The 24,997-nt window shown below is 64.6% G+C and carries 33 protein-coding genes, 1 tRNA gene, 1 other RNA gene and 1 pseudogene; 17 read left to right on the top strand and 19 right to left on the bottom strand.

Annotated elements, in window-relative coordinates:
- Positions 1-66: 66 nt before the first annotated feature.
- Positions 67-333 (top strand): annotated as a pseudogene (locus ACIA75_RS30925) (recombinase family protein); the annotation flags it as partial.
- Complete coding sequence (locus ACIA75_RS30920; RefSeq protein WP_397110270.1) at positions 296-637, top strand: hypothetical protein; 342 nt, start codon at positions 296-298, stop codon at positions 635-637. The pseudogene ACIA75_RS30925 and the gene ACIA75_RS30920, both read left to right, overlap by 38 nt.
- 325 nt (positions 638-962) lie before the next feature.
- Here the strand turns inward: ACIA75_RS30920 and ACIA75_RS30915 are convergent, their stop codons facing one another.
- From ACIA75_RS30915 to ACIA75_RS30905, 3 genes are read right to left on the bottom strand one after another with little or no spacing between them, the layout of a single operon-like run.
- Entirely contained in the window at positions 963-1,526 is a 564-nt protein-coding gene (locus ACIA75_RS30915) for a hypothetical protein (protein ID WP_397110268.1), read from the bottom strand.
- A 34-nt stretch (positions 1,527-1,560) separates the two neighbouring features.
- Positions 1,561-1,725 carry a hypothetical protein gene (locus tag ACIA75_RS30910; protein WP_397110266.1) on the bottom strand — a complete coding sequence of 55 codons (165 nt, stop codon included), beginning with the start codon at positions 1,723-1,725 and terminating at the stop codon, positions 1,561-1,563.
- The gene (locus ACIA75_RS30905) at positions 1,718-2,365 is read right to left on the bottom strand and encodes a type IV toxin-antitoxin system AbiEi family antitoxin domain-containing protein (protein ID WP_397110264.1); all 648 of its coding nucleotides are present in this window, start codon (positions 2,363-2,365) and stop codon (positions 1,718-1,720) included. The genes ACIA75_RS30910 and ACIA75_RS30905 overlap by 8 nt, the downstream gene beginning before the upstream one ends.
- 705 nt (positions 2,366-3,070) lie before the next feature.
- Between ACIA75_RS30905 and ACIA75_RS30900 the strand changes: the two genes are divergently transcribed.
- The 4 genes from ACIA75_RS30900 (at position 3,071) to ACIA75_RS30885 (ending at position 4,762) form a co-directional block, all read left to right on the top strand.
- Positions 3,071-3,382: a hypothetical protein gene (locus ACIA75_RS30900; RefSeq protein WP_397110262.1), complete on the top strand. Its 312-nt coding sequence runs from the start codon at positions 3,071-3,073 to the stop codon at positions 3,380-3,382.
- 107 nt (positions 3,383-3,489) lie between these two features.
- Positions 3,490-4,041: a DUF3558 domain-containing protein gene (locus tag ACIA75_RS30895; protein WP_397110260.1), complete on the top strand. Its 552-nt coding sequence runs from the start codon at positions 3,490-3,492 to the stop codon at positions 4,039-4,041.
- Between the two features lie 9 nt (positions 4,042-4,050).
- Positions 4,051-4,434 (top strand): hypothetical protein, encoded by a 384-nt coding sequence (locus tag ACIA75_RS30890; protein WP_397110258.1) that lies wholly within the window; start codon positions 4,051-4,053, stop codon positions 4,432-4,434.
- A gap of 88 nt (positions 4,435-4,522) precedes the next feature.
- Positions 4,523-4,762 carry a hypothetical protein gene (locus ACIA75_RS30885; protein ID WP_397110256.1) on the top strand — a complete coding sequence of 80 codons (240 nt, stop codon included), beginning with the start codon at positions 4,523-4,525 and terminating at the stop codon, positions 4,760-4,762.
- 4 nt (positions 4,763-4,766) lie between these two features.
- On the opposite strand, the gene ACIA75_RS30880 is transcribed toward ACIA75_RS30885, so the two are convergent.
- From ACIA75_RS30880 to ACIA75_RS30860, 5 genes are all read right to left on the bottom strand, one after another.
- Complete coding sequence (locus ACIA75_RS30880) at positions 4,767-5,057, bottom strand: hypothetical protein (RefSeq protein WP_397110255.1); 291 nt, start codon at positions 5,055-5,057, stop codon at positions 4,767-4,769.
- A 1,115-nt stretch (positions 5,058-6,172) separates the two neighbouring features.
- Positions 6,173-6,316, bottom strand: a complete 144-nt coding sequence (locus ACIA75_RS30875) for a hypothetical protein (protein WP_397110253.1) — start codon at positions 6,314-6,316, stop codon at positions 6,173-6,175.
- 2 nt (positions 6,317-6,318) lie between these two features.
- Positions 6,319-7,626: a phage major capsid protein gene (locus tag ACIA75_RS30870; RefSeq protein ID WP_397110251.1), complete on the bottom strand. Its 1,308-nt coding sequence runs from the start codon at positions 7,624-7,626 to the stop codon at positions 6,319-6,321.
- A 28-nt stretch (positions 7,627-7,654) separates the two neighbouring features.
- Positions 7,655-8,200, bottom strand: a complete 546-nt coding sequence (locus ACIA75_RS30865; protein WP_397110249.1) for an HK97 family phage prohead protease — start codon at positions 8,198-8,200, stop codon at positions 7,655-7,657.
- A 247-nt stretch (positions 8,201-8,447) separates the two neighbouring features.
- Positions 8,448-8,750 carry a hypothetical protein gene (locus ACIA75_RS30860; RefSeq protein WP_397110247.1) on the bottom strand — a complete coding sequence of 101 codons (303 nt, stop codon included), beginning with the start codon at positions 8,748-8,750 and terminating at the stop codon, positions 8,448-8,450.
- 331 nt (positions 8,751-9,081) lie between these two features.
- On the opposite strand from ACIA75_RS30860, the gene ACIA75_RS30855 reads away from it, so the two are divergent.
- Positions 9,082-9,255, top strand: a complete 174-nt coding sequence (locus ACIA75_RS30855; RefSeq protein ID WP_397110245.1) for a hypothetical protein — start codon at positions 9,082-9,084, stop codon at positions 9,253-9,255.
- On the opposite strand, the gene ACIA75_RS30850 is transcribed toward ACIA75_RS30855, so the two are convergent.
- From ACIA75_RS30850 to ACIA75_RS30835, 4 genes are read right to left on the bottom strand one after another with little or no spacing between them, the layout of a single operon-like run.
- Positions 9,189-10,547, bottom strand: coding sequence for a hypothetical protein (locus ACIA75_RS30850; protein ID WP_397110243.1), 1,359 nt, complete (start codon positions 10,545-10,547; stop codon positions 9,189-9,191). The two genes, ACIA75_RS30855 and ACIA75_RS30850, sit on opposite strands and share 67 nt — an antisense overlap.
- Before the next feature lie 5 nt (positions 10,548-10,552).
- Entirely contained in the window at positions 10,553-10,792 is a 240-nt protein-coding gene (locus ACIA75_RS30845) for a hypothetical protein (RefSeq protein ID WP_397110241.1), read from the bottom strand.
- Entirely contained in the window at positions 10,789-11,370 is a 582-nt protein-coding gene (locus ACIA75_RS30840) for a hypothetical protein (protein WP_397110239.1), read from the bottom strand. Before ACIA75_RS30840 ends, ACIA75_RS30845 begins: the two co-directional genes overlap by 4 nt.
- A gap of 5 nt (positions 11,371-11,375) precedes the next feature.
- Positions 11,376-11,597, bottom strand: coding sequence for a DNA-binding protein (locus ACIA75_RS30835; protein ID WP_397110237.1), 222 nt, complete (start codon positions 11,595-11,597; stop codon positions 11,376-11,378).
- A gap of 344 nt (positions 11,598-11,941) precedes the next feature.
- Here ACIA75_RS30835 and ACIA75_RS30830 point away from each other — a divergent pair, with 344 nt between their 5' ends.
- Positions 11,942-13,102 carry a tyrosine-type recombinase/integrase gene (locus tag ACIA75_RS30830; protein WP_397110235.1) on the top strand — a complete coding sequence of 387 codons (1,161 nt, stop codon included), beginning with the start codon at positions 11,942-11,944 and terminating at the stop codon, positions 13,100-13,102.
- Positions 13,103-13,185: 83 nt separating this feature from the next.
- Here ACIA75_RS30830 and ACIA75_RS30825 read toward each other — a convergent pair.
- The 6 genes from ACIA75_RS30825 to crcB all read right to left on the bottom strand — a co-directional run bounded on the left by ACIA75_RS30825 (position 13,186) and on the right by crcB (position 18,361).
- Positions 13,186-13,258: transfer RNA gene (locus ACIA75_RS30825), tRNA-Ala, on the bottom strand.
- Positions 13,259-13,352: 94 nt separating this feature from the next.
- Positions 13,353-14,087: a DsbA family protein gene (locus ACIA75_RS30820; RefSeq protein WP_397110233.1), complete on the bottom strand. Its 735-nt coding sequence runs from the start codon at positions 14,085-14,087 to the stop codon at positions 13,353-13,355.
- A gap of 46 nt (positions 14,088-14,133) precedes the next feature.
- Positions 14,134-15,417, bottom strand: a complete 1,284-nt coding sequence (locus ACIA75_RS30815; RefSeq protein ID WP_397110368.1) for an MFS transporter — start codon at positions 15,415-15,417, stop codon at positions 14,134-14,136.
- A gap of 363 nt (positions 15,418-15,780) precedes the next feature.
- Positions 15,781-17,418 carry a phosphoglucomutase (alpha-D-glucose-1,6-bisphosphate-dependent) gene (pgm, locus tag ACIA75_RS30810; RefSeq protein ID WP_397110231.1) on the bottom strand — a complete coding sequence of 546 codons (1,638 nt, stop codon included), beginning with the start codon at positions 17,416-17,418 and terminating at the stop codon, positions 15,781-15,783.
- Between the two features lie 50 nt (positions 17,419-17,468).
- The gene (locus tag ACIA75_RS30805) at positions 17,469-17,825 is read right to left on the bottom strand and encodes a fluoride efflux transporter FluC (RefSeq protein WP_397110229.1); all 357 of its coding nucleotides are present in this window, start codon (positions 17,823-17,825) and stop codon (positions 17,469-17,471) included.
- An 86-nt stretch (positions 17,826-17,911) separates the two neighbouring features.
- Positions 17,912-18,361, bottom strand: coding sequence for a fluoride efflux transporter CrcB (gene crcB / locus ACIA75_RS30800; protein WP_397110227.1), 450 nt, complete (start codon positions 18,359-18,361; stop codon positions 17,912-17,914).
- Positions 18,362-18,509: 148 nt separating this feature from the next.
- Between crcB and ACIA75_RS30795 the strand changes: the two genes are divergently transcribed.
- A complete protein-coding gene (locus ACIA75_RS30795; protein ID WP_397110225.1) occupies positions 18,510-19,193 on the top strand; it encodes a TetR/AcrR family transcriptional regulator in 684 nt (227 codons plus the stop codon).
- Positions 19,194-19,257: 64 nt separating this feature from the next.
- Positions 19,258-20,586, top strand: a complete 1,329-nt coding sequence (locus ACIA75_RS30790; RefSeq protein WP_397110223.1) for a D-arabinono-1,4-lactone oxidase — start codon at positions 19,258-19,260, stop codon at positions 20,584-20,586.
- Here the strand turns inward: ACIA75_RS30790 and ACIA75_RS30785 are convergent.
- Complete coding sequence (locus ACIA75_RS30785) at positions 20,551-21,294, bottom strand: SIR2 family NAD-dependent protein deacylase (RefSeq protein WP_397110221.1); 744 nt, start codon at positions 21,292-21,294, stop codon at positions 20,551-20,553. The genes ACIA75_RS30790 and ACIA75_RS30785 overlap by 36 nt on opposite strands.
- 507 nt (positions 21,295-21,801) lie before the next feature.
- Between ACIA75_RS30785 and ACIA75_RS30780 the strand changes: the two genes are divergently transcribed.
- From ACIA75_RS30780 to ACIA75_RS30750, 7 genes are all read left to right on the top strand, one after another.
- On the top strand, positions 21,802-21,999 hold the full coding sequence (locus tag ACIA75_RS30780) for a hypothetical protein (protein WP_397110219.1): 198 nt from the start codon (positions 21,802-21,804) through the stop codon (positions 21,997-21,999).
- 56 nt (positions 22,000-22,055) lie between these two features.
- Positions 22,056-22,295: a hypothetical protein gene (locus tag ACIA75_RS30775; RefSeq protein WP_397110217.1), complete on the top strand. Its 240-nt coding sequence runs from the start codon at positions 22,056-22,058 to the stop codon at positions 22,293-22,295.
- Between the two features lie 49 nt (positions 22,296-22,344).
- Positions 22,345-22,818, top strand: a complete 474-nt coding sequence (gene smpB / locus ACIA75_RS30770) for an SsrA-binding protein SmpB (RefSeq protein ID WP_397110215.1) — start codon at positions 22,345-22,347, stop codon at positions 22,816-22,818.
- Positions 22,819-22,903: 85 nt separating this feature from the next.
- Positions 22,904-23,272: a transfer-messenger RNA gene (ssrA, locus tag ACIA75_RS30765) on the top strand.
- Positions 23,273-23,488: 216 nt separating this feature from the next.
- A complete protein-coding gene (locus tag ACIA75_RS30760; protein ID WP_397110213.1) occupies positions 23,489-23,836 on the top strand; it encodes a hypothetical protein in 348 nt (115 codons plus the stop codon).
- Between the two features lie 50 nt (positions 23,837-23,886).
- Entirely contained in the window at positions 23,887-24,522 is a 636-nt protein-coding gene (locus ACIA75_RS30755) for a DUF2461 domain-containing protein (RefSeq protein ID WP_397110211.1), read from the top strand.
- A gap of 160 nt (positions 24,523-24,682) precedes the next feature.
- Positions 24,683-24,934, top strand: a complete 252-nt coding sequence (locus ACIA75_RS30750; RefSeq protein ID WP_397110209.1) for a transcriptional regulator — start codon at positions 24,683-24,685, stop codon at positions 24,932-24,934.
- The last annotated feature ends 63 nt before the right edge of the window (positions 24,935-24,997 follow it).

Below are 24,997 nucleotides of genomic sequence, written 5' to 3'. Positions count from 1 at the left end.
AAACGGACACCACTGTAGCCGGACAGCTTTGGCTTTGGTCGCCGTCACCCCCTCACGGCGGCCGCCAACGGGCGGCAGATAGTGCTCACCACGACCGAGTTCGACCGGTTCGCCCGCAACATGGCCGAGGCCGGCGAGATCCTGACCGCACTGCGTGAACGTGACGTGCTGTTCGGATTGGGCAGCTCGATCTACGACTGGCACGACCCGTTCGGCGAACTCTTCCTGCAAACCCTCGCCATGGTCGCCGAAACTTCCTCTCGCGGCATGCAAAACGATCCACCGCCGACCGATCATGTCGACGAAAGACCTGCGATTCTTCGACCACCCTGAAACGCAAACTCTCCCGGATCGGCACCCACGCCGCGGTATCTCCGTCGTCGCAGCTCTGAGCAAGTGGCTCGTCCACACCAACCGCCGCCGCACCGGCGCCTGGACCCAGCGCTACGAACACGGCATTCCAGTGAGTGACCTCCTGCCCGTCGACACCCCCGGCCCGACCGGAACAACAGTCCACTTCCTGCCGGACTCAGCGACCGGCAACACCCTGAGCACTGCGGACCTGCTGGAGATGGCGAACTCCTGGCCTCACCTTTCGACAGCGATCGACGACGCCCGGGCACCGCGGCAACGATGAGGGCCCGAAGTAACCGGGAACCCGAGCGCCCGCAGGCCCTCGCCCACCATGGTCGTGAACACCTCAGCGAACCTGCCCATGTTGAACCGCTGAAGCTGATCAGGGGTTTTTGCTGGGGAAACGGCATGTCGTTGATGCCGTAGTTGGCGTGGTCGGCGGGGAGGTTGTCGTAGAAAGTGTCGTGAGGGGCGGTTTCCTCCCGACCCCACGATCCCATACCTGAAACGTATAACTTGTGGGCGGCGGTCCTGAGCCCGCGACACGAGACTTGACAAGCACCGATAAGGCGCTTTCTGGACCGGCTCGGTGTCACCTGCGGCTTCCCTTATCGCGTGCGCGCCCGAGCCGCGCACCAGGCGAGTTCCTGTGGGTCCCAGATCGCCGTGTCCCCAGCACTTGCGCCTAGGACCGGGTCGATGAACGCGGCCACAATGTCGGCCGCGGTGGTCGCGGTGAACGAGGCGGCGATCGGGACACCCTTTGCGGTCGTCGGGTAGGTGCGGCTCCAGTCGGCAGGAATCTCGAAATGCTCGAACGGCTCGATGCCGCCGAGTGCCTGTTTGGCGGCAATCGCTCGGCGCAACTCGTGAAGGTCGACGCTCTGGGTATGGGCAAGAACCACGAGATCGACGGTCATCGTGTCGATCTGCCGGTCGGTGTGGATATCGAGGCACACGTACACGAAACGACGAGTGGCGACACCGGGCTGATTGTCACCAAGCCCGGTGGGCTCGGATCGGATCAACCGGAACGTGAGGTGATCTCCCAGGTCGGCCGCCACCAGAGCACTCAGCAACCGCTCCGCCTCGGCCAAGTCTCCCGCCTGCTGCGCGGCAAGATCCACATCCTTGGTCGTGCGCGAGCGAGGAACCCGGGCCAGCATGCTCATGCCGCCTTTGAGTAACCATTCCGACTGCCCACCGTCAGCGAATACACGCGAGAGGAACCGAGAACCGTGCCTGCCGGATCTGAGCGTCGATGGTCGCGGCACTGATACCGGGACCGGCGTCGCGGGCGGCCTTCTTGGCCGCATCCTTAATTGCCAGTTCCAGAGATCGCCAGTCCGGGTAGCCGGATCGGTCAGTCACCGCGGAATCCTTCCGGACGAATACCAGCCAGTTCGAACAGATCCGCCGCGACCTCGCAGCCGGTGCGCCGGCCGATCACGTCGAGATGCTCAGCGAGCCGATCGGCGGACAGCAACTTTCCGGCTCGAACAGCATCGCGTACGGTACCGGCGACCAGTGACATGTCCGTGCCGAGGTCGACGAGGTCGGCGATCGTCCGCTCGACGGTGAGTGTCGGCAGACCATCGACCGGTAGCACATCGTCCGGGGCCAGGCGCCGGATCCGTAGGCGCACACCGGGCAGGCGAGTGCCCTTACGCGCGGGGACGATGTAGTCGAGTTCGTCGAGCAGGAAGTCTCCGACACCGTGGACAGTGGCTGCCGTGGTACCGGCAGCCACGAGCGCGGACACCCCGGTGTCGGCGCGAGGGGCAGTCGCGCCGCCGAGCGCGAGCCATGTCGCATAGATCGTCTCGTGTTCGGCCGAGGGCGCGCCGGCCATCCGGTAAACCCCATGCGCGACGCGCTCGACCGCGCCGGCGGCGGCCATCCGAGACAGCTGCTTGCGAGCGACACCGACAGTGGCCGCCTGAGCGGTCGTGAACAGGCCCCACCGCTGTTCCGCGATGACGCCGAGCCGCGCCAGTGTCACATCCGCCACGACAACAAATGTACCCATTCAAGGGGACAAATGTTGTCATTGTGCTCATGCGCGCGGACGCTCGGCACCTGGAGCCATCGCCACCTGGAATTTGATCCGCCGGGTTCCGCTCCGGCGCGGTCCTGATCAGATCACACAGGTACGGCACCGACTCTCTTCGCGAGCTTGCCCAGATCGCCCGTCGTGAGGTCTCGCCGGGCGGTGCGCATCATGTGTCCGCCGCCGCGTCGGCCATGTTCGGCGGTGCCGACAAGCCGCTCTGGGGCGGTCGAGAATCGGAAGTTCTCCCACCCATTGGCAAGGGCTTGGCAAGATGGCAGTGAGGGAAGAAGAGGACCGGTATGAATACCGGCCCTGACCTGTGGAAATAAAGTGGAGCTAAGGGGACTCGAACCCCTGACCCCCACACTGCCAGTCTCCGCGAGGGTGTCCGGCGGGTAGGGCTTCGTTTGCTGCCGTCCAGGTCAGACGCGGTTTCGTGTCCATCGTGTCTTCGATGATCCGGCCGGTTTCACCGCGTCTTGGCCCGTTCTTGGGACACTGGGATTGATCTTGGCGACTGGAGGCAAACCGCCGGTCCGTCGCCGGGGGAGAATGGGGCTTACGACCGCCACATCAAGGGCAGCCTCTTCGGCTTGTGATGCCGCCCTGGTGGTCCATCTCCCCGCAGGTGGGTTGCCAAGCCGATAAAGGAGAAATGCGATCATGACTAGCGCAGACGCACAGTTCGCCGAGGTTCTGGACACATTCTCCGCAAACAAGTGGTCGGTTACATTCACGACCGGACACATTGCGCGCCTGGAACACCACAAGCAGGTCGGTGGTTATATCCGCCGCAAGAAGTCGATCACCAACAAAGTGGATGCCCGCGCATCGGTAGAACTGTCCCCCAATGGCAAATGGGAACTTCGTCTTGTCAATTGGTTGACTGAAACCACCCCCGAAGCAAAAAGTGATTATCTCAAGGCTGTTCGTCAACTCAAGAAGGCTGGTGTTCCCGTCTTCAGCAACCTCTGATACTGCAACGTCTACGGGCCGATCCCGCCGCGTCTTGGCACACTGGCGGCACACTGGCAGGGCATCCGATAGGGTGACCCGCGAAGCCTTTACGAAGAGGGGGATGCGTGTCCAGCCGATACGTACTGCCGGTGCTCGCCGCGGGCCTGCTCGCTGCCGGGTGCGGGACGGCAACCGTGGAGGGAAGCTCTGCGACCACCACCTCGGAACGCCCCACAACTGTCGCGTTCGATCCCTGTGACGAGTTGTCGGCCGAAGCACTCCAGGCGGCTGGACTGGACCCGGCGACCAAGAAAACCTCCGTCGACTCGCCGGACGGGCAGGCGTCGGCGTGGAAGATATGCCGGTGGCGGCCCGCCGATGGGCAGTCGTATGCGGTGGCTGTCGGGTCGAGCACGTTCACCCAGGACGATCTACCGAGCAATGCGACGGTGACCGGTTTCGAGGATGTGCAGATCGGCTCGCGGGCCGGGAAGACCTATCACGAGGCGGGAAGTTCGGATCTGCTCCGGTGCTTCGTCTCGCTTCCGGCGCAGGCTGGGATGCACAACATCATTGTCGATTGGGATGCCTCCGAACGGGAAACGGCACCCGAGACACCTCCGTGCAGCCTGGCGGTCGAGAAGGCGCAGCAACTGGAACCGTTTCTACCGCAGTAGGGGGCGCTCGTGACCGAGCAACAGAACCAGCTTCAGCACTGGCAGAACCTGAAGACACAGGCCGAATCCGGTGAGCTGGTGATGCAGAAGGATGTCGCCGAGAAGTTGGCCGGGCGCTGCGATACGTTTCTGGACCAGCTCAACGATGCGGTCGCGCGGGCCAAGGACTTGCAGTACATCTCCGGGTTCGGCGATCTCCGCTCGGCGAAGGCGCTGGCCCAGAAGTTCGCGAACAAAGCCGTTGCCGACGAGGATTCGGCTGTGAATCGGCTGAACCAGGCCATCGAAATCGTGAAGCTGATGAAGCAGACCTTCGAGCTGTCGGCGAAGGAAATCAGCGAGGCCGACGACCAAGTGTCGCAGGCGCTGGATAACGCCGGGTCGGGTCTGTAGACCGCGCAAGTTCACAGCGTGTCGCGTCAGTCACCGCACCCGGCATCGTGAAACCCTGTCGGGTAACAGCACCCGAGCGGGGAGAAACATGGACTACTTCGGATATGTGGAAATAGAGCCGCCTCGGCGCTTTCGGCTGAGACGCGAGAACGGAGAGGTGGTAGAGACCCAGCTCATCCGAAAACGCAGAGAACTACCGAGCGGCAAAGTTGACCTGGCTCACCTTGTTCTAAGGCTGGAAGACGGCACAGAGACGACGCTTGGAGACCTTGTCTCGGAATGGGGGGAAACTCCAGCCATGTTGGACTACGACGACGACCTTCAATGATTCCTTACGCGACGAGTTGACCGGCCAACATCAGCGCCGTCCTGGTTTCCACGGCCCACACCGTGACCTCCGGGGTGGCGCTCTGGTGTGCGGTGTGCAGCCGGTCGCGCCGGTTGTTCCACTGGGGCACCTCTTCGGTGATGACCACCCTGCCACGGTCTCCGGCCAAGCTCTGGGCCGTCTTCAGCGTCGCGGCGCGGCTACGGCCGGTCTCGGCGGCGAGTTTGTCCAGCGTGATGCCGGAATTCTCGGGTAGGGCGGCCAGTAGGTCCATCTGGGTCGGTGTAAGCGACATATCGTCTCCATATGCACTGGTCAGCGGCTAAATCGTGTGGCAATTGGCCTGATTCTGCACCCTTTCCGTCGATATCGCGCGTAAAATTCGCATTTCCGCAGGTCAGAGGCGGTTTCTGGGCTGTTTTCGGAGCCTTACGGAATCGGCTATGCCCCAGAAGTTTTCACTGTTAGAGGGATGGGCCGACATTTGAGTCCCTGCGACCAAAACTGAAGCGACTGTCGCGACCCCCGCCCCCCGGTCTCGGCTACCCGTGGGTTCCGGCCGACCGATCCCCAACCACCGGCCATCGGGTTCGTATTTTCCAAATGGAAAACGTCGGCGTAGATCAAAGTCGAACCCGAGTTCGGATATCTACGCGGCATCCGGCGGCACGGGTAGCGCTTTGACGGCTGGGGCTTGGGCGCGGCTCTCGCTACGATCCATCTCACAGGCGAAACCACGGCGCTCGCGGCGCTGCAACCTTGCCTCTTCGCGCAACAGGAGAACACGGTCGATTACCTGCAACGCTGAGCGGTTATCGGCACGAACGGCTTGCTCTCGGAGGCGCAATAACCTGTGAGTCGGAAGCATACGTGTGTGTAGTTCGTCCATTGCTCAATGCCTTTGCTCTGTTGCTGTTGCCTTTGCTCTGTTGTGGTTTGGGGTGAGTACGATCACAGGCTTCGGCGTTGCAGGTGCGGACAACGCATATCACCTGTGATCGCACTCGGTGCTACCGAATACAGCAGGGCAAGAAAGGGAATGGGCTGGGCAGAAGCCATTCGTGTCAGCCCAAAGAACCCTGCTGTGTGCGATAGCAGTCTGTGGTGTTGTGTGCTTGTGCTGTGTCTCTGGTGGTCTGGGGTAGGGGGTGGTGGGTCCTGGGGTAGCCGAGTAGGGTGCCGACCCTTCCGATCCCACCACCCTTCAACTGCCGCGCCGGGTTGTTGACTACCCGTACCCAGCAGGGGCGGGGGTGGTAGCGCGGCGGCCGAGGGTACGTCCTGTGCACTACCACCTCCCTGTTCCTGCCGCGATGCGACGACGCCAACCCTCAACATCGCGGCTTCTGCTGTGGACACACCGGGGAAAGGCAGGTGAGTGCGAAAGCCGGTGTACCGCAGCATGTTCATTCAGCCGGGCGAATCGGGCAGGGCTCGCCATAATCCGACCGGAATACCTTCGCGTAGTTCTACTTCCTCGTCCAATTCGCGTTGCCGGTCCGCTGCGTTTCGGCGGCGCGCCTCGACAATGACCTCGAATCCGCCGTGTGCCATGATTACCGGACCCCGGTGTCAATGTGGAAAGCGCTCGGCTGAAGCACCGCGACATCGGCGCGCAGATGTGCGAGGAAGCCGAGTTGCATATTGTCCGCGTACCTTTCGCGCAAAACCTCCAGCGTGAACCCCGTGCGGATACCGATTGCCAGCTTCGTCCAGTCCGCCGTGTAGACCTCGGAGGTGTCCGTCGAGGTGCCCACGGTGAGGTTGGTAGGCACCTGCTTCGTGAGCAGTACCGGCGGAAGCCCTTGCGGCGCAGCAAGGTAATTTCCGGTGCTGTCCTTCAGCTTGCCGAGCGTGGTAGCCAGCCGCGGCGCGCCGATGATCGCGGTAGGCGCGAAGTTCGCGTTGAGCACCGCGCCCAGGGCATCCAGCAGGAAATCGTAGGTGGCGGTAGCGCCGTTGGCACCGTGGGCGGTGACGGTGACTCCCGAAGTGTTCAGCACGCCACGCGGTTCGGGCGCGGTGCCACTACCGCGCAAGGCCACCCGATCCAGCTCCAATGCGATCTGCGCCGCGAACGCCTGCGAAACGATATCGGAGACACTGGGGTCACTGTCCTCGAACAGCTCGCGGCTGATCTTGACCAGTCGGGTGAGGCTGCGCGCGGTCAAAGTTACTGCCCCGAACACCAAATCGGCCTCGGCTACGGCCGCGTTCTCGTTGCGCCAGGCCGGTGTGCCTTCGCCCTCCAGTCGCGGTAGCCGCAGCGTCTGGCTGGTCATCGGGACCGTCTGCGCGCCGGCGTTGATCACCTGCGCCGAATTACGCGCGAGGTCGATGACTTTCGATGCGATTGGGGAGGGTACGACGAAACCGCCGGCTGAGTTGGTGCCTTCGGCGAGGGCGCGCTCCTTGGGGGCGTCATCCCAGTTGCCGGTGACGATGCCCCGCATATACCTGTCGAAACTGACATCGTCGTCGTAGTCCTGGTGCCGGGCGTTGTCGCGGACCCAGTGCGATACGGACTGCTTGCGATTCAGGACCTGGATACCGCGGAGTTCCGGCGGCTTGGGCGGATCTGCTGTACGACTCCGACCGCCGACCGATCCGCAGCCGTCACCGCGTTCGGTGCTACCGGCAAGAACGAGTTGCTTACCGCGTTCGATCTTGGCGTTGGTGTCCGCGACGAACTCGCGTAGCTGCTGAGCACGGCCGGTCACCGAGTCGAAACGCCGGGCTTCGTCGTCTGCGAGATCGTTGTCTCCGGCGCGGCTGAGGATGTCTTCTGCTTCGGCGCGCAACTCGGTGAGTTCGTCTTCTGCTTCGGCCAATGTGATCTGCCGACCTTCTTGATTCTTCAACATGATTGATTCCTAAGTGACAATGATCGAGTCAGATATCGAATAACGCGGTGAACGTCCTTCGGGCGCGCGCGTTGGTGATGACGTATTCGGCTTCGGGCTTGCTCCGGATACCGGCGACCTGAGCGCCTTGATAGGCGGGTTCGGTGACCAAGGAGACTTCCCGGAGGCTGACTTCCAGCCGCTCGACTACGCCGTCCACGACGCGGCTACGGACAGGCATGAAGCCGATGGACAGACCCGTCACACTGCCGTCCCTGATCAGCGCTAAGGCATCGTTTCCAGCGGTGGTATCGCTGACCGCGAAAGCTACTTCCAGCCCTCTGCTGGTCTCCTGGGCGGTGGTAAGCCTGCCGATAGGGAAGCTCCGGCCGTCGTGCATACCGAGTAGCCGAATTTTATGGCTGCGCTCTTGGAGGGTTCGGGTAAAGGCACCGTGGGCGAAACGCTCTTGGTAGGGCTGCCCGTAACCGTCGCGGACCGTGGCAACCTCGCCATAGGGCACAGCGACGCCGTGGATAGTGCGTCCCTTGACAGCACCGACCGTCGTAAAGCGGTAGTGAATTAGATCGCTCATAGGGCATCTGCCTTCGAATTGCGCGCGCTGGATTTACCGCGAGTGCATGGCGACTGTGGCTGTGGTCCGGGTTGCCTTACGGTTCCGGCGCTGGTGCCATCCGATGCCGAGCGACTGCTATGGGGGCGGTTTCGGCGCTTACCGGAAGATTCCAATGGAGTGAAAAATCTCCGGTGGTAAGCGCGTCAACCTTGATACCCGATAGCCGGATTATACCTCCACGGGGTAGGGGTGACCATCGCGACTGCTACAGGTAGTGACCACCGACCTCGGGTTGCTGCGGTTTCTCGTGGCCCTCGGGTACCGGATGGCGTAGATCGGTCACATCGTTGAGCCATGTCGCCGACGCCGTAGCGAACTTCTCACCACCGAGCCAGACGGTAGCCGTAGCGCCCTCCACCGTCACGCCTACGGCGTTGGACTGGATCAGGTGCAGGGCGCTACCCATCGGGTCGTCGGCGAGCGCAGCGGAGAGTAGCGCGGTGAGCTTCCCTTGCCGGAGGAATTCGTCTTCGGGGATGTCGTCGTGGTGGTTCTCGTTCTCGATCATGGTCATAATCTCGTTTCGTTTTCGATTGATGGATACACACAGCGCGGGTCGATCAACGCCGCCGGTAGTGGCGGCCGTCGCGCCCAGCACTGCGAAAACACGGCCTAGATCCAACGCTGCGCGACGTTCGGGGGTGTCCGCGTGGCGTTAGACCGAAGCCGGGGTCGGAGCGCTCAGGCGGTATTTCTCATTTGCGCAATATCCCAACGTTGGGAAATTCGATCTTGGGCGGTTTTCGGCACCGTGAATACCTCAACTTAGCTTCAGGTTGGGATATGATCCGGAGATAACCCCTTTCCCCGGCCAAGCACGTCTCCCCGAAGGTGGTTCGATGAGCAGCGCAGAACCCTATGCCGAACTCCCGCCCCTGCCCGATGACTACTTCGTCCCCGCTGCGGTCCGCATCTTGCGCTACGGCGAAGTTCTCGGCGGCATCTACTATTCGCTGTCCGAACTCGACGCCAACGGGAAGTTCCTGCAAGGCACCGGAACGATAATCGTCTGACCATCATGACATTTCAGCGCTCCGTATAGGTGTCGGTCAGCCTGGCGGCCGGAACCCTGAAGTAACCACTTTCGCTTGTCGTCGTCCAGGTCGTAATCGCTCAACAGCAACTCACGCGCGTCCTCGGCGCAACCGGCAAGCGCGTTCGGGATCGTGTGGCATGTCAACTCTTCAGCGAGAACGTCGGCGTCGAGGCGGTCGTCGGTGATCTCCGCGACCAGCGGCCAGTCGTTACCGTTTGCGTCGAAGGGCAGCCGCAATCCTGGATACTTTTCGAGGACTTCCGTCACGACCTCGAAAGCGGCCTGTGCCAGCCCTCGCATATTCGCTGAAGCCTCCCGCCGGTTCTGCACCGCCCGCCACAACGATTTGCGTAGCCGGAACTCGACAGTCCGACCCTTACCGACAGCCGTCACCGAATTCGGTACTTGCTGATAGCGCGCGCCGGTGAGTCTCAGCTCTCGTCTCAGGGCTTGATCGAATTGCTCATCGGTGATTTCTTGGTTGCTCTCCCATACGAGGAAATCGAAATCTTCGTCAGGACCATCCCACGGGTCAAGGCCAACGCCGCTACGATCCGGCGCGGTCTCGACGCTTGCGCGCTTGCTACCCGTGACCGCAGCGCGGCTGTCCGGTGAGGACGACGAGCGGCGGTCGGCGGAGCGCGCCAGCGCGGAGTCCGATCCGTCCGTCGAGGAGGACGAACTACTCCTTTCCTCGACATCTCCCACTCCCTTCCCTCCGGTCAGGTCGGGTCGAGTCTCGTCAAGTCGAGTAGGGGCGCCGACTCGGTCACCGTCTAGGTCACCTAGATTGTCGGTCAGAGCATGTTTTTGTGCGCCGCGACCGTCTCGTTTACCGTCTCGGTCACCTAGATTCTGATACCGCACATAGTCTCCATTCTTGTGGCAGTCGTACTTGGGATGGCGGCCGCAGGCGCTGTGGTTGCCGTTCAGGTGTCGGTTCCAGTCGGCATCCCTGGTCCGCTTGGCTTCCATCTGCTCGGCGGTCAACTGCCGCGACCAATCGAGTTGCCAGACGCCCTCGCCGTCGCGCTCGATCAGTCCGAGACGTTCCAGAATGAGCACCGCGCTCATCGGGTCCGGGTGAACGGTCGCGCGCCGGAATTGGATCTCCCGAATGCGTCCGTCGCTCTCGTCGGCCATGCAATGCGATCGGAACTCCAGCAGCATCACGAGCGCGTTCAGTTCCTCGTTTGAGCCCTGGCGTAGTTGCTGAATACGATCGTCTTCCCAGAAGCCGGGTTCGATCCGTGGTCCGTAACTGCTCATTCTTCTTACTCCTGTTGTTCGGTGGCTGTATCCGGCATGGGCAGCGACCCGGAGAACACGCGGCGCATGGTGCGCGGGTCAACCGAGACGAAGCCGACAATCGACGCCGCCGGAATATCGAGGCGCGTAGCCAGACCCTGGCGCTCGTCGTCGGTGGGCCCGCGGACGCGGTAACTGTTGGGCCAGCGCTGGAAGTACTTGGAGTCGGGAATGAATTCGTCGGGGTCAGCCGTATCGGGACTCATGACTCAACGCCTTCGGACTCCATACGTCTCTGCATTTCGGCAACCAGGTTGAACGCATTGCGCAGTTCGTCGTTCACCGCGGTCCGGTTCTTCGGATACCGGTCGTCGGCGAGGATTCTGCGCACCATCTCCGTGCCCTTGTTGATCTGCCGCACGGCTTCGAGGGCCTGGTTTACGATCGGCCGTCTATGGGGCCTGATCCTCGCGTTCGGTGGCGCGTAGGACTTGCCGTCCAGCCCCCTAACCTCACCCGAGGAATTTTCCTCACGACCTCGCAGATCGTTGCTCACCGTTTTTTGATCTACCCCGATGGCGGACCCGATAGCCCGTGTACTCATTCCGGATTCCCGCAGCGACGCGACAACCCCTTGCCGCTCCTCCCGTGGGATGCGGAGACGCACGGTGTCCAACTCGGCTTGACAGTAGCTGTCCCAGCTTCCGTAACCCAGTGGCTCCCACACGCGTCGGTACCATGCCTCCTGAATCAATTCCCAGGTGGTCTCCAGCCCCGTCCTGATGCGCGCGGTGAGTTCGCGGGCTTCGGACTCGGACAATGCCAGTGTGAATTCAGGGCCCATGGTGATTACCGCGCCTCGTCTAGCTGGAGTTGTTTCCGTACCCAGACCGAAGGAATGCGGATCAGGTGACCTACCCGGATGGTCGGCCATTCACCGTTGGCCACAACGGTATACGCGGTGGAACGGGATACGCCGAGGAGTTTTCCCGTATCCTCCACGGACACTGTGGGCTGGGTGTTCAGGCGCTCGATGACGGCGGGAAGAGTGAGGTTGGCACGTTTACGCATGGCGAATCTCCATCGGGTAGTTCAATTTTCTGACTATCAACAAACACTAATCGCGGCCATCCGGACAACCTCACCGAAAAGTTACTGACATTGATTCCGATGCCGGATAGCAACAATTATGAATCGAGATTTGTCATGACCCAAAAGAGGCCGACGATGATCAACAAACCGGCCAAATGGCCGCCACGATGACCAACCTAAAGGGGCAAATGACCCCGGCGATGATCTTCCTATTTGCGCGTTTATCCGACCGGGCGCACAATTGTTTACCGGCCCATTCCATCCGCAGAACGACCGAATGCGGCAGGTCCGGCGAATTCCAGAGCACCACAAGGAGAATGGCAATGACTGCCACGAAACAAGAACCCCAGCGCCGGGCCGAACCGATCGACCGCCACGAAGCGATGAACGGTGCCGTCACCTACTCGTTCCGCGCCGATGTCGGGACCAAACCGAACGGCAAGCGCGACCGCCAGCGGTTCACCTACGCCACCAAGAAGGAAGCCCAGCGCGCCTACCGCCGAATCACCTCGGAGGTCGCCGCCGGAACCTTCGTCGGCCGCGTGGATCTCACCGTGGAACAGGTCGCGAAACAGTGGCTATCGTCGCGCCGTGACATCCGCGCGAACACCCTACGCAACTACCGCGACTCGCTGAAGTACGCCACCCGCGACCTCGGCGCGATGAAAATCCAGGCGCTACGCCAGGCCCACATAGACGCGTGGGTGTCCACCATGCTGGAGTCCGGGTCGATGAAGGGCGCGCCACTGGCACCGTCCACGGTCCGGCTGGCGCTGGTCATGCTGCAAGGTGTCACCGAGCACGCGGCCCGGCAGGGCATCATCCCGCGCGACCCGGCCGAATACGTCCAGCCACCCCGGCAACGGCCCGCCAAGCTCACTACGGCCGATGTGTGGACCAAAGACCAGGTGCATACCTTCGCCGACCAGGCCAAGACGGATCGGCTGTACGCGGCGTTCCTGCTGGCAACCTACGGCCTGCGTCGCAGTGAGGTCTGCGGGTTGCGCTGGTCCGATATCGACCTGTCCTCCGGCACGCTGAGCGTCGAACAGGGCTATGTCGAGGTGGACGGCAAGGATCACACGGTGGACGAACCGAAGACGGAGCGCTCCCGCCGTACCCTGCCGCTGCCCGACGATGTGGCTACCGCGCTGCGTGAGCTGAAGACCAAACAGAAGCGCGAACGGCTGGCCCTCGGTATCGCCTGGAACGAGAACACGCACGTCTGCGCCGACGAGACCGGCGCGGCAGCCCTGCCCCGGACGTTCACCGGATGGTTCCACCGCATCCGCATCGCCGCCGGGCTGCCGCGCATCACGCTGCGCAATCTCCGGCACACCTCGGTCTCGGTGATGCTGCACGCGGGGGTTCCGGCGTCCACCGTCGCGGCCTGGCACGGGCACGATGTCCGGATGACCACGGGTGTCTACAACCGCGTGTATGACGAGGGTCTGACCGCCGCCGCGTCCGCGATGTTCGGCTGAGGCTTGGCCCATTCTTGGGACACCGGGCCGTGGGCAGAAGAAAGGACCGGCGTGAAAACCGGCCCTGACCTGCGTAATAAGGGTGGAGCTAAGGGGACTCGAACCCCTGACCCCCACACTGCCAGTGTGGTGCGCTACCAGCTGCGCCATAGCCCCGGATGGTTGCTGCCGGTTCCCCGGCTGCCTGAACGAAGTTACACCACCTCCACGTCAGGAGCCAAATCGGCTGGATTCCGGGTGAACGCTGAGGTCAGGGGGCGACCTGCTGGACCCAGTCGTGCTGTTCGAGGTCGATCTTCGTAGCGACGTCGAACACACTGGGGGTGGCCGCGTCGCCTTCGAGGGCGGCTTTCAGGTCTTCGACGGCGGCGCTTGCCTGGGTCCTGGCTTCCTCGATACGGGCGCCGGTGGCGATGCAGTCGTGGGCGGACTGCGGGGCGCCGGCGTCGGTGGCCATGGTGGCGAGCTCGTCGTCGGAGAGGCCGGAGCCCTCCTCCGGCTGACGGGTCGTGAAGAGCGTGTCGTGGAACTTCGAGTAGGTGATACCGGAGCCCGTCTCCGCGACGCACTGGAGAGCGGCGGTGGCGCGGGTGGAGTAAGCACCGTCGGTGGATTTGGGGTCGAGGAAGTTCACGAAGCGGTAGCGGATCGCGAGTTTGCCCTCGTCGACTTTCTGGGCGAGTTCCTGGCCGTAGAGGTGTTCGAGGTTGCCGCAGCCGGGGCACATGGGGTCCTCGTAGATTTCGAGGGTTTTCGGGGCGTCGGGCAGGCCGAGTCGGACGCCGCCGTCGCTCTGCACCGCGGTCGTGACGGCCGGGTTGCGGACCGAGCCGTAACCGTCGTTGCGGACCTCGGCGTTGTCCGAGCCCCAGCGGTAGGCGAAGAAGACGATCAACAGGATCAGCACGAGGGCCACCGCGCCCAGGGCGTAGGTGGTCCGGCTGGACATGGGCCGCGGGGTGTAGTCGGACGGCGAATTGCTCACGCGACCACTCTGCCGTATCCGGGCGAACCGGTCACGCGCGCACGGTTCAGCGTTTCGGTTCCGCGCTCGATACTCCGGGGAAACCGGCGTCTCCCTCGACCGCGTCCACCCCCGGGATCCCGGCGGGCTGCTCCTTTTCGAGGCTCGCGCGCTGCATGGGTTCGGGCACGATGAACCAGGCCAGGGCGGCTACCGCCAGCAGTGAACCGGTCACCGCCAGGCCGGCACCGTAGGACAGGCGTTGCGCGATGGCCCCGACCACGATGGGACCGAGGACCGTGCCCAGGTCCTGGGACATCTGGAAACCGGCCAGCATGGTGCCACCGCGGGCGCGGGAGCCGATGATATCGCCGACAGCGGCCTGCTGGGCGGGGGTGAACAGGCCCGATCCGATACCGGCGACGAACGAGGTGACCAGCAGCCACGTCAGGTTCGGCGCCAGACCGAGACCGGTGGTGCCGACCGCGCACACCAGGGCTCCGGATATCAGCAGCGGCCGGCGCCCGTAGTTGTCGGAGAGCCGGCCGGCGAAGAACAGCACGGTCGCGTTGCCCGCGGCGAACACGGTGAGCGCCACCCCGGCCATCCCGGCCGGCTGACCGAGCACTTCCACCACCAGCAGCGGAACGAGTGCCATCCGGACTCCGAACACCGCGGCGCCGCTGGCGAAGTTGGACCACAGGGCCGCCCGGTATTCGGGACGGGCCAAACCCTGGCGGAAACTGACGGTGGTGACATCGGCGGCGGATTCGGATTCGGTGATCCGGGAGTCGCGCAGATTGAAGTACACGACGGCCACGGCGATGAGCAGGGCGACCGCGTAGATCAGGAACGGGGCGCGCAGGCCGAATCCGGCCAGCGCCCCGCCGACCAGCGGACCGGACAGTCCGCCGATCAGGAAACAGGTCGACCACAGGCCGGTGACACGGCCCCGCTCGGCGGGCGGGGAGAGCCGGATCACCAGCGCCATCGAGGACACGGTGAACATGGTCGAACCGATTCCGCCCAGGGAACGCAGCACCATCAGCTGCCAGTAGGTCTGGGCGAACGCGCTCGCGCCGGTGGAAACCGCGACGATGAGCAACCCGACCAGGTAGATTCGCCGCTCCCCCAGCAACTGCACCAATCGCCCGCTGACCGGCGCGAACAGCAGCCGCATCGCGGCGAACGCGCTGACGATCGCGGAGGCCGCCGCCACGCCTACCCCGAAACTCAGCGCGAACTGCGGCAGCACGGGCGCGACCAGGCCGAACCCGATCGCGATACAGAATGCGGCGCCGACCAGTACCCAGATCTCACTGGGTAGCGGTGCTCGCCCGGACTTTTTCACCCGCCGGCGCAGCCGGTGCCGAAGGGTTGACTTGTCCACCGCGGTACGTCCACCCGATCCATGTCCGCTCCCGGATTCGGGTCGATCGTCAGCTACGGCGTCAGCACTCACTCAGCCGACCAACGCTGAGCCGGGTGTCACAATTCCCCGTGTTTCGGCCCGGCGTTGTCGGCGCGCCGGCACGCGCGGGGTTTCGGCTCCCTTGGGTCCTGGTTTTCTGCCCTCGAGACTGGCGAGTACGTCGCTTCGACGGGTCGAAAGCAGTGCCGGGCCGAACCCTCCGAGGGCATCGGGCTCGGCGCCGCCGCCGGGCGCGTTCGATCGGGCTCGGGTTCCTCAGGGGCAGCGCTCGGCGCGGGGACTCTAGTTCGCTTTCAGCACCCGCCCGACCAGCTCCCGCGCCGCGTCCTGGACCTCGGCGAGGTGGTCGGGGCCGTGGAAGGACTCCGCGTAGATCTTGTACTTGTTCTCGGTGCCCGACGGGCGCGCCGCGAACCAGGCGTTTTCCGTGCTCACCTTCAGTCCACCCAGCGCTGCGCCGTTTCCGCGAGCCCGGGTGGCGACCTCGGTGATCGGTTCGCCCGCGATCTCGTCGGCGGTGACCTGGCCGGGGTCGAGGGCGGCCAGCAGTTTCTTCTGCTCGGCGTCGGCGGGGGCGTCGATTCGAGCGTAGGCGGGACTGCCGTGATTGCGCTCGAGTTCGAGGTAGCGGGCCGACGGGCTCTGCCCGGTGACGGCGGCGATCTCGGCGGCCAGCAGGGCCAGCAGGATTCCGTCCTTTTCCGTGGTCCAGACTGTTCCGTCCATCCGCAGGAAGGAGGCACCGGCGCTCTCCTCACCGCCGAAGGCGAGGCTGCCGCTGAACAGACCGGGTACGAACCATTTGAACCCGACCGGCACCTCGTAGACCTCCCGGCCCAGCACCCCTACCACCCGGTCGATCATCGCCGACGTGACCGCCGTTTTCCCGATCTTGGTCAGGGCGTCCCATCGATGCCGGTTCGCCACCAGATAGTCGATCGACACGGCAAGGAAATGGTTCGGGTTCATCAGCCCGCCGTCGGGTGTCACGATGCCGTGCCGGTCGGCGTCGGCGTCGTTGCCGGTGGAGATGTCGTAGTCGTCGCGGATCGATACGAGTGACGCCATCGCATGCGGGGACGAGGGGTCCATGCGGATCTGGCCGTCGCCGTCGAGGGGCATGAAACGCCAGGTCGGGTCCACGGTCGGGTTCACGACCTCGAGTTCGAGATCGTAGCGCTGGCCGATCTCCTCCCAATAATCGACGCTGGCGCCACCCATGGGGTCGGCGCCGAGCCGGATCCCCGCGCCGCGGATGGCGTCGAGATTGAGCACCGCGGGCAGGTCGGCGACGTAGTGGTCGAGGTAGTCGTAGCGATCGGCCGCATCCATCGCCCGCACCAGCGGCGCCCGCTTCACCTCGGCCAGGCCGGTGCGCAGTAGTTCGTTGGCACGTTCGGCGATCGCGTCGGTGACACCGGTATCGGCCGGTCCACCGTGCGGCGGGTTGTATTTGATACCTCCGTCGCGGGGCGGATTGTGTGACGGAGTCACCACGATGCCGTCGGCTTGCGGTCGCGTGGTGTCGCGATTGTGGCGCACCACAGCGTGACTGAGCGCGGGCGTCGGGGTGTAGCGGCCGCGCGAATCGACGACCGCGTCGACATCGTTGCCGGCGAGCACCTCCAGCACGGTGGTCCAGGCCGGTTCGGACAGGGCGTGGGTATCGCGGGCCAGATACACCGGACCCGTGATCCCGCGCGTGGCACGATATTCGACGATCGCTTGGGTGATGGCCAGGATATGCGCCTCGTTGAAGGTCGCGTCCAGGCTCGAGCCGCGGTGCCCGGAGGTGCCGAAGACAACCCGCTGGGCGGGTTCGGCGGGGTCGGGTATACGGCTGTAGTACGCCGTCACCAGCCCTGGAACGTCCACCAGGTCGGCGGGACGGGCGGGCCGTCCGGCTCGGTTGTGCGCCATGTTCGGAGTTCCCTTCGTGGTCGGCCGCACCCGGCTGGTCATCGTGATCATCAGAACAGCCCCGCGGTCGCGGCGCCGAGATAGACCGCGCCGAGGCAGATTCCGGTGTTGAGCACGATATTGCCGAACGCGTACCCGGTGTCGCCGCCGGTGGCGAGCCTGATCGTCTCGTATCCGAAGGTGCTGAATGTGGTGAACGCGCCGCAGAATCCGATTCCCGCGCCGGCCAGGACCATGCCGCTCGTGTCCTTGCCGATCAGCGCACCCAGTAGCGCCGAACCCACAATATTGACGGCCAGCGTCCCGAGCGGAAGGCGGGAACGACTGCGCGCGGTGACCGCACGATCGAGCAGGTAGCGCGCGGGGGCACCCAGCATTCCGCCCAGCACCACCCAGACGGCGGTCACCGGCTGCTCCCTTCGGCGCACGTCTTCCGCCGGAGTTCCTGACGCACCGGCACCACCATGACCCGACCCCTCTCGCTCGTACCGTCCTACGTTCCGCTCGTGCCGTACCGGTTTGTCCCGCCGCGTCTTCCCGTGAGGTAGCCGGTGATCCGTATTCCGGCTATCACCGCGCCGAGGCAGACCACCACCGTTCCCCCGAGATACCCGAGCGCCACACCGGTGGCACCCGATTCGAGCAGTGTACGAACCTCGGCGCTGTAACTCGAAAAGGTGGTGAAGCCACCGAGTACCCCGACCCCCAGAAAAGGACGGATCAGGCGATGCGGCGACCACACTTCGGCGATCAGCACCATCAGAACTCCGATGGCCAGGCAGCCGAGGGTGTTGGCGAGGAGGGTGGCCCACGGAATCATCCCGGGCCGGACCGGAATCCGGAGCGCGAGCCAGTAGCGCAACCCCGCGCCCAGCCCGCCGCCGCAGGCGACTGCTGCCAATACGAGGGCGTCGACGGGGCCGGGCTGCGCGGGTTCGCTCATACTCCGGCACCTCCGGACCGGGGTTCCACGATGACAGACCGTGGGCGGTGGATGTTCAGCGCCAACGTTATCCGCAGGCAGGCGGGGCATTACGTTCGCCCGGATCGAAACGGTTCGCGTTAATTCGTAACTTGCTACCATTCCGGATGTGAACCTCGCCACCACTGCGCCCCGGACGCGCCGTCTCCGGGTGGATGCGGCGCGAAACCAACAGCGGATCGTCGACGCGGCCCGGGAACTGTTCGCCGACCGCGGTTTGGATATCACGCTCGACGATGTGGCCGAACGCGCCGGCGTCGGGGTGGGCACGGTGTACCGCAGGTTCGCCAACAAGCGCGAACTCATCTCCGAGGTATTCGCGGGCCACGTCCGCGAATTCGCCGACGCCGCACAGGACGCACTGGACGCCGAAGATCCCTGGGAGGGTCTGGTCCGCCTGTTCGAGTACGCATGCCGGCATATGGCGACCAACCGCGGCTTCAGCGAGGTCATGCTGGAAATGCACGACGATCCCGTACGGCTGGGCTATCCGCGCGAGCAGATCGGTCCGGCCGTCGCGGCCGTGATGGAGCGGGCCCGGGACGCGGGTGTGGTGCAGCCGGGTATCGAGGCCACCGACCTGTTCGCGTTGATCTATATGGTCGATTCGCTCGCCGATTTCGCGCGACCCGTCGACTCCGATATCTGGCGGCGGTATATGGCGATCACCCTCAACGGGATCCGGTCCGCGAGCACCCCACCGCAGGCCCTGGCCGTGAATGCGCTCAGCCTGGCGGAGGTCGAACAGGCCAAGGCCGCCAAACCCGGCCCGTGCTCGGTCCGGCGGCGCTGACCTTCCCTGTATTCCCCCGCGGATTTTGCGGCGGCCGATGCCACCATCCCCTAGTGTTGGACATGTGACCAATTCATGGGTGAACTGGGCGGGCGATCAGCGGTGCGCGCCGGCCCGGCTGGCCGCACCGCGCGATCACGCCGAACTGGCCGCGGAGCTGGCCCGGGCCACCGCGGAGGGGTATCGCGTCCGCGTCGTGGGCTCCGGGCACTCGTTCAACGACACCTGCCTCACCGACGGCCTGCTGCTGGACCTCTCCCGGTTGAACCGCGTACTGGAGGTCGACCGGGACACCGGCCTCGCGCGAGTGCAGGCCGGAATCACCCTCGCGGCGCTCAACCCCCAGCTCGACGAATACGGACTCGCGTTCCCGAACCTCGGCGATATCGACTCGCAGACCCTCGCCGGCGCCACCGCCACCGGCACCCACGGCACCGGCGGCCGGTTACCCAACCTCTCCGCACAACTGCACGCGATCGAGGTCATGACCGCCGACGGCAGAACCGTCGAGCTGTCCGAGCAATCCGGTTCCGAGGCCTGGCGAGCGGCGCGCGTCGGTATCGGCGCCCTCGGCGTGATCACCGCGTGCACGCTGCGGCTCGTCCCGGCTTTCGTCCTCGAAGGCGTGGAGCGTCCGGTGCCGGTCGAGGAGGTCCTGAGCGATCTGGACTCCCATATCGACAGCAACGATCACTTCGAGTTCTACATGTTCGCCCACAGCCCGATGGCGATGACCAAACGCAACAACCGCGTAGAGCTGCCGCCCGCACCACGCCACCACATCGTCGACTGGTTTGCCGATATCGCCGTGTCCAACCACGCGAGCGACGCACTGTGCCGGGTGGCACGCCGGCGGCCCACCCTGATTCCGCCGCTCCAGCGCGCCGCCGCCTACGCCTTCAGCTATCGACGGCAGGTGGATCGCTCGTACCGCGTGTTCACCACTCCCCGGCTGTTGCGATTCACCGAGATGGAATACGCGATCCCGCGCGAATACTCGGCCGACGCCATCAGGGAGATCAAAGAAACCGCGCAACGTTTCGACAGCCCCATGCCGATCGAGGTGCGCTGGGTGGCCGGCGACGACGCGTTCCTCTCCCCCGCGGGCGGACGCCAGACCTGCTATATCGCGGTCCATCAGTACCAGGGCATGGCTCACGAGCCGTTCTTCCGCGCCTGCGAAGCGGTGTTCGATCGCTACTCGGGCCGGCCGCACTGGGGTAAGCGTCACTATCAGACCGCGGACACCCTGCGCGAACGCTATCCGGAGTGGGACCGGTTCACGGCGGTGCGCCGGCACTACGACCCGGACGGCCGGTTCGCCAACGCCTATCTCGACCGCGTACTCGGACCGGTGTCAGCGGGCCAGCATCAGGTCGACCAGCCGGGGTAGCGCGGTGCCGATGGGTTCACGCACGACCTCGGTCGCCAGCGAATCGTACGGAGTGGGTTCGGCGTTCACGATGATCAGCGTGGCACCGGCCGCCACCGCCCGCCCGCACAGCGAAGCCGCCGGCTCCACCTGCAGCGATGTCCCGATTGCCAGGAATATTTCCGCGGTCTCGGCCGCAAGCGACGCCTTCAGCAGGGCGCGGTGATCCAGCGCCTGACCGAACATGATCACATCGGCCTTGAGGACCCCACCGCATTCCGGGCACGGCGGATCGGCCTCGCCGGCGCTGACCCGGTCGAGGGTCGCGGCCATGCTCGTGGTGTAGGCGCAGCCCACGCAGACCACACCGAACATATTCCCGTGGATCTCGATCACCCGCTGCGGATCGGAACCGGCCCGCTGGTGCAGCCTGTCGACGTTCTGGGTGACGATAGTGAGCCCGCGGCCGGCTCGTTCCAGTTCCACGAGCGCCAGGTGCGCCGGGTTGGGCTCGGCGGCCCAGGCAGGATTGTCGCGGCGGGCCTGCCAGGAACGCTCCCGGAGCGCCGGGTCGGCAAGATAGTTGTCGTAGGTGGACAGCAACTCCGCCACCGGATCCTCGGTCCACACCCCGCGCGGCCCGCGGAAATCGGGAATACCGCTGTCGGTGGATATACCCGCCCCGGTCAGCGCCGCGATACGGCCGGTGCGTTCGTGCCAATCGCTCACCGCCGAAGCTCCCCGGTCCCGCAGGGAAGGGCACGTGAACGGAGCACAGACCGAGATGGAATCCGCATACCACAAGCTTAGGCAGCCGCTACCACGACCATCACAAAGTGGGTTACAGCAATCATTTGAGCTACTTTCCGGCAAACCAATTCCAGGGCTCGAACTGGCCACCCGGGGCAGAAAAAAACCTGCGGTACGGTTTCGGCGTGTCGAGCAGACCCATTAGTCCTGAACAGGTCTTTTACCCGGAAGGTCACGCAACGAGCACGAGATCGCACACCCGGTGACGCATTGCTGTGATGGTTGTCTCGAGATTTGCTGTCCGGTATCCAGGCAGAGATTTGTCCGTTACGGTGAACACAGTCGCCGCACCGACACCGAGACGGAGGTCCCGCCATGGCTAGCCACCGCGCACCCCGTACGGCAGATCTGCGGGTCGGATATGAACCGGCCCAGCACTACGGCAGTAACGGTTTGATAACCCAGCCAGTGGGGTACTCGAAAAACATGACAGCACTGCGTAACCGACCCACCCGGATCGCCGGCATGGAATGGGGCACCGCACTGCTGGCGCTAGCAACCTGCCTCATTTTCAGTACCGGAATCGCCGCCATCACCCAATCGTTGTCCACCGCGCTCATCGCCACCGCCAGCATCCTCGTCGGCCTGGGCATCACGCTGCGCATCCTGAGATCCCCCCGCTGATTCCGGGTCCGCGCGCCCCGTTCCCGAATATCTGCCCGCAGTACTAATCTGCGAGCATGGCATCCGGGGACGGGTCCGAGGAAAGCATCAGCGGCGACGGTGGCGGCCCGGGCGCTCCGGCCGAACCGCTCGATGCGCCGCACCGGACCCACATCACCGATCCAGCGGTCGACAGTACCTGGCTGGAGCGTCGCGCCCGTCCACGCGGGAGTCACCTGCCGCGACTGTCCACGGTGCTCCTCGTCACCGCTTTCGTCGCGGTTCTGACCCTCTACCTGCTTCTACAACCGGGCTGAGTACCGGCCGGGAATAATCCGGTTGCTGCAGCGCTTTAAGGTTGTCGGCATGAAGGAGAAGGGGCGCAAGGTCATCGCGACCAACCGCCGGGCGCGGCACAACTACACGATCCTGGACATCTACGAGGCCGGGATCGCGCTGGTCGGTACCGAAGTCAAGAGCCTGCGTGAGGGCAAGGCCTCACTCGTGGACGCCTTCGCGACCGTGGACAACGGGGAAGTCTGGCTCCGCGGCCTGCACATCCCGGAGTTCAGTCACGGCACCTGGACCAACCATTCACCGCGGCGCGTCCGCAAACTGCTGCTGCACAAGCGCGAGATCGAACGCCTGGTCGGCAAATCGCGCGAGGGAAACCAGACGCTGGTGCCGCTGTCGATGTATTTCTCCGATGGCAAGGTGAAGGTGGAACTGGCTCTCGCCAGGGGTAAACAGGACTACGACAAGCGCCAGGACCTCGCCCGGCGAACCGCGGAACGCGAGGTCACCCGCGAGATCGGCCGTCGCATCAAAGGGATGCGATGACCGCGCGCCCGGCGCCGGAAAATGGGAATGAACGACGGTGGCCGAGGTGTTAACATGACTAGCCCGGCAAGGTGCCGGGACGTACGGGGCTGAACGGTTTCGACTTTGTACGTAGATTCAGGGGAAGCGTGTCGGTGCAGGCAAGAGACCACCGTAAGCGTCGTTGCAACCAATTAAGCGCCGATTCTCATCAGCGCGAGTACGCTCTCGCTGCCTAAGCGATAGCGTCTCTGTCGGCCCGAGGTATGCCCTCGGCTTCGGTGCCGGCATCAGCTAGAGGGCTCACCGCGCGACTCGGTCGCGGAGTAACGCGGGACATCCAACAGCGACTGGGATCGTCATCCCGGCTTGTTCGCGAGACCGGGAGATCCGAGTAGAGGCATAGCGGACTGCACACGGAGAAGCCCTGGTGACGCGGCGGAGGACCCGGGTTCGATTCCCGGCAGCTCCACTCACGAAGGCCCGGTCCACACGGACCGGGCCTTCGTCGTTTCGCCGAGGTCCAGGGGCCGGACCAGGCGTGATCCAGGGTCTTCCGGAACAGGGAACTGATCTCCACGTTGGCGCGATGGCCGAGGACCGCGCGCCGGTACCGCAGTCGGCGGTAGCGTGGGAACCACAGCTCACGGTGGTTGCCGCTGGTGAGCCGGTCTGCGAAAGAGGTGGCGCCATGACCGAGACGCGCGATCCCGGTCCAGACCATGCCGGAGCAAGTTCCGACTACCGGTTGATGGACGAGGTACTCGATATCGGTGACGAGGAGCGCGAGGACCTGGACTACGACCTGGGCGATGACGATCAGGCCGACGAGGTCCGCGAGTACGAGCGCTATATCAACGACCCGCCGGACGAGCTGGTCATCCGCTATCACGAGAACGACGACACCGGCCGCCTGGGCATCGCCCGCGAACTCGACCAGGAGTGGAGTCGTCGCCGGCATCGCGAGGAGCTGCGCGCCGAGGACAAGCGCCCCGCGGAGGCAGCGGCCATGGAGATTCACGACGAACCCGGGGATTGAGCGGTCGGCTCCCGTCGTCCGCTCACGCAGCGGACGATAGGTTCGATGTCATGAGCGAGTTCGCGGGGTTTCCGATCGCCGGGCCGGACTTCTACGAAGATCTCGAGGCCGACAACTCGAGAATATTCTGGACCGCCAACAAGCACATATACGAGGAGTCTGTGAAGCGCCCGATGACCGCGCTGATCGCCGATCTCGAACCCGGCTTCGGTCCCGCCAAGATCTTCCGCCCCTACCGCGACGTGCGATTCTCGAAGGACAAGTCACCGTACAAGACCCATCAGGGCGCGGTAGTGCATACCGCGCCCGGTGTCGGCTGGTATGTCCAGATCGGCGCGCCCGGGCTGTTCGTGGCCGGCGGCCTGTACGCGGCAGCACCGGAACAGCTGTCCCGGCTGCGCACCACCATCGACGACGACGTGCGCGGAGCGGAGCTCGAAAAGATCGCGGACAAGCTCGTGCGGGCCGGGTACACCCTCGGCGGCGACAAGCTGAAGACCCGCCCCAAGGGTTATCCCGTCGACCACCCGCGGATCGACCTACTACGGCACAAATCACTGGTGCTCAGCCGGGAGTTCGGCGCCCCCGACTGGCTGACGACACCGCGGGCAGCCACAGAGATCCGCAAGTCATGGGAGACTCTTCGGCCGATCGTCGAATGGCTCGGGGCCGTGGTCGGTAACTGAGACCGCAGGTGGCGCCCCCCTCGGCTACGCGCGGCCGGGGCGCAGTCCGGAGACGACCATCAATTCCCTCGGCAGCGCGAGCCCGCCCGGCGAACTACTGCCCGAACCGGCCCGTACGGATCTGCGACTGGAAACCGTTCTGGCGGCACTCAGCGATCCATTGCGCCTCAGCATCGTGCGGGCGTACTACCTGGATTCCGGCGGAGTTCCGCAGGCATGCGGCTGGTTCGAGATCGACCGGCCGAAGTCGACCCGCACACACCACTGGCGAGTACTCCGCGAGGCGGGGCTGATCCGGCAGTGGCAGTGCGGCCTCGAGCGACGCAATCTGGTCCGGGTCGACGATCTCGAAGCCCGGTTTCCGGGCCTGCTGAATCTGGTCGCGAACTGGGAGCCGCAGCCGAACCCATAAAGCGCACACCATAGACAGAGTTGTCTGTTACTCCTTGTCGCACTAATATGGGCGAGGCTGGTG

It is taken from the genome of Nocardia sp. NPDC051750 (genome assembly GCF_044453135.1).
In the GTDB taxonomy this organism is placed as follows: Bacteria; Actinomycetota; Actinomycetes; order Mycobacteriales; family Mycobacteriaceae; genus Nocardia.
The sequence above is the reverse complement of the archived record's forward strand: the minus strand, read 5'-3'. Positions and strand labels throughout refer to the sequence as shown.

Coding starts and splice junctions, on each gene's coding strand:
- ACIA75_RS30920 (WP_397110270.1), top strand. CDS start 296: ATGTCGACGAAAGACCTGCGATTCTTCGACCACCCTGAAACGCAAACT.
- ACIA75_RS30915 (WP_397110268.1), bottom strand. CDS start 1,526: ATGAGCATGCTGGCCCGGGTTCCTCGCTCGCGCACGACCAAGGATGTG.
- ACIA75_RS30900 (WP_397110262.1), top strand. CDS start 3,071: ATGACTAGCGCAGACGCACAGTTCGCCGAGGTTCTGGACACATTCTCC.
- ACIA75_RS30885 (WP_397110256.1), top strand. CDS start 4,523: ATGGACTACTTCGGATATGTGGAAATAGAGCCGCCTCGGCGCTTTCGG.
- ACIA75_RS30880 (WP_397110255.1), bottom strand. CDS start 5,057: ATGTCGCTTACACCGACCCAGATGGACCTACTGGCCGCCCTACCCGAG.
- ACIA75_RS30875 (WP_397110253.1), bottom strand. CDS start 6,316: ATGGCACACGGCGGATTCGAGGTCATTGTCGAGGCGCGCCGCCGAAAC.
- ACIA75_RS30870 (WP_397110251.1), bottom strand. CDS start 7,626: ATGTTGAAGAATCAAGAAGGTCGGCAGATCACATTGGCCGAAGCAGAA.
- ACIA75_RS30865 (WP_397110249.1), bottom strand. CDS start 8,200: ATGAGCGATCTAATTCACTACCGCTTTACGACGGTCGGTGCTGTCAAG.
- ACIA75_RS30860 (WP_397110247.1), bottom strand. CDS start 8,750: ATGATCGAGAACGAGAACCACCACGACGACATCCCCGAAGACGAATTC.
- ACIA75_RS30855 (WP_397110245.1), top strand. CDS start 9,082: ATGAGCAGCGCAGAACCCTATGCCGAACTCCCGCCCCTGCCCGATGAC.
- ACIA75_RS30850 (WP_397110243.1), bottom strand. CDS start 10,547: ATGAGCAGTTACGGACCACGGATCGAACCCGGCTTCTGGGAAGACGAT.
- ACIA75_RS30845 (WP_397110241.1), bottom strand. CDS start 10,792: ATGAGTCCCGATACGGCTGACCCCGACGAATTCATTCCCGACTCCAAG.
- ACIA75_RS30840 (WP_397110239.1), bottom strand. CDS start 11,370: ATGGGCCCTGAATTCACACTGGCATTGTCCGAGTCCGAAGCCCGCGAA.
- ACIA75_RS30835 (WP_397110237.1), bottom strand. CDS start 11,597: ATGCGTAAACGTGCCAACCTCACTCTTCCCGCCGTCATCGAGCGCCTG.
- ACIA75_RS30830 (WP_397110235.1), top strand. CDS start 11,942: ATGACTGCCACGAAACAAGAACCCCAGCGCCGGGCCGAACCGATCGAC.
- pgm (WP_397110231.1), bottom strand. CDS start 17,418: ATGGCGCACAACCGAGCCGGACGGCCCGCCCGTCCCGCCGACCTGGTG.
- crcB (WP_397110227.1), bottom strand. CDS start 18,361: ATGAGCGAACCCGCGCAGCCCGGCCCCGTCGACGCCCTCGTATTGGCA.
- ACIA75_RS30780 (WP_397110219.1), top strand. CDS start 21,802: ATGACAGCACTGCGTAACCGACCCACCCGGATCGCCGGCATGGAATGG.
- ACIA75_RS30775 (WP_397110217.1), top strand. CDS start 22,056: ATGGCATCCGGGGACGGGTCCGAGGAAAGCATCAGCGGCGACGGTGGC.
- smpB (WP_397110215.1), top strand. CDS start 22,345: ATGAAGGAGAAGGGGCGCAAGGTCATCGCGACCAACCGCCGGGCGCGG.
- ACIA75_RS30760 (WP_397110213.1), top strand. CDS start 23,489: ATGACCGAGACGCGCGATCCCGGTCCAGACCATGCCGGAGCAAGTTCC.
- ACIA75_RS30755 (WP_397110211.1), top strand. CDS start 23,887: ATGAGCGAGTTCGCGGGGTTTCCGATCGCCGGGCCGGACTTCTACGAA.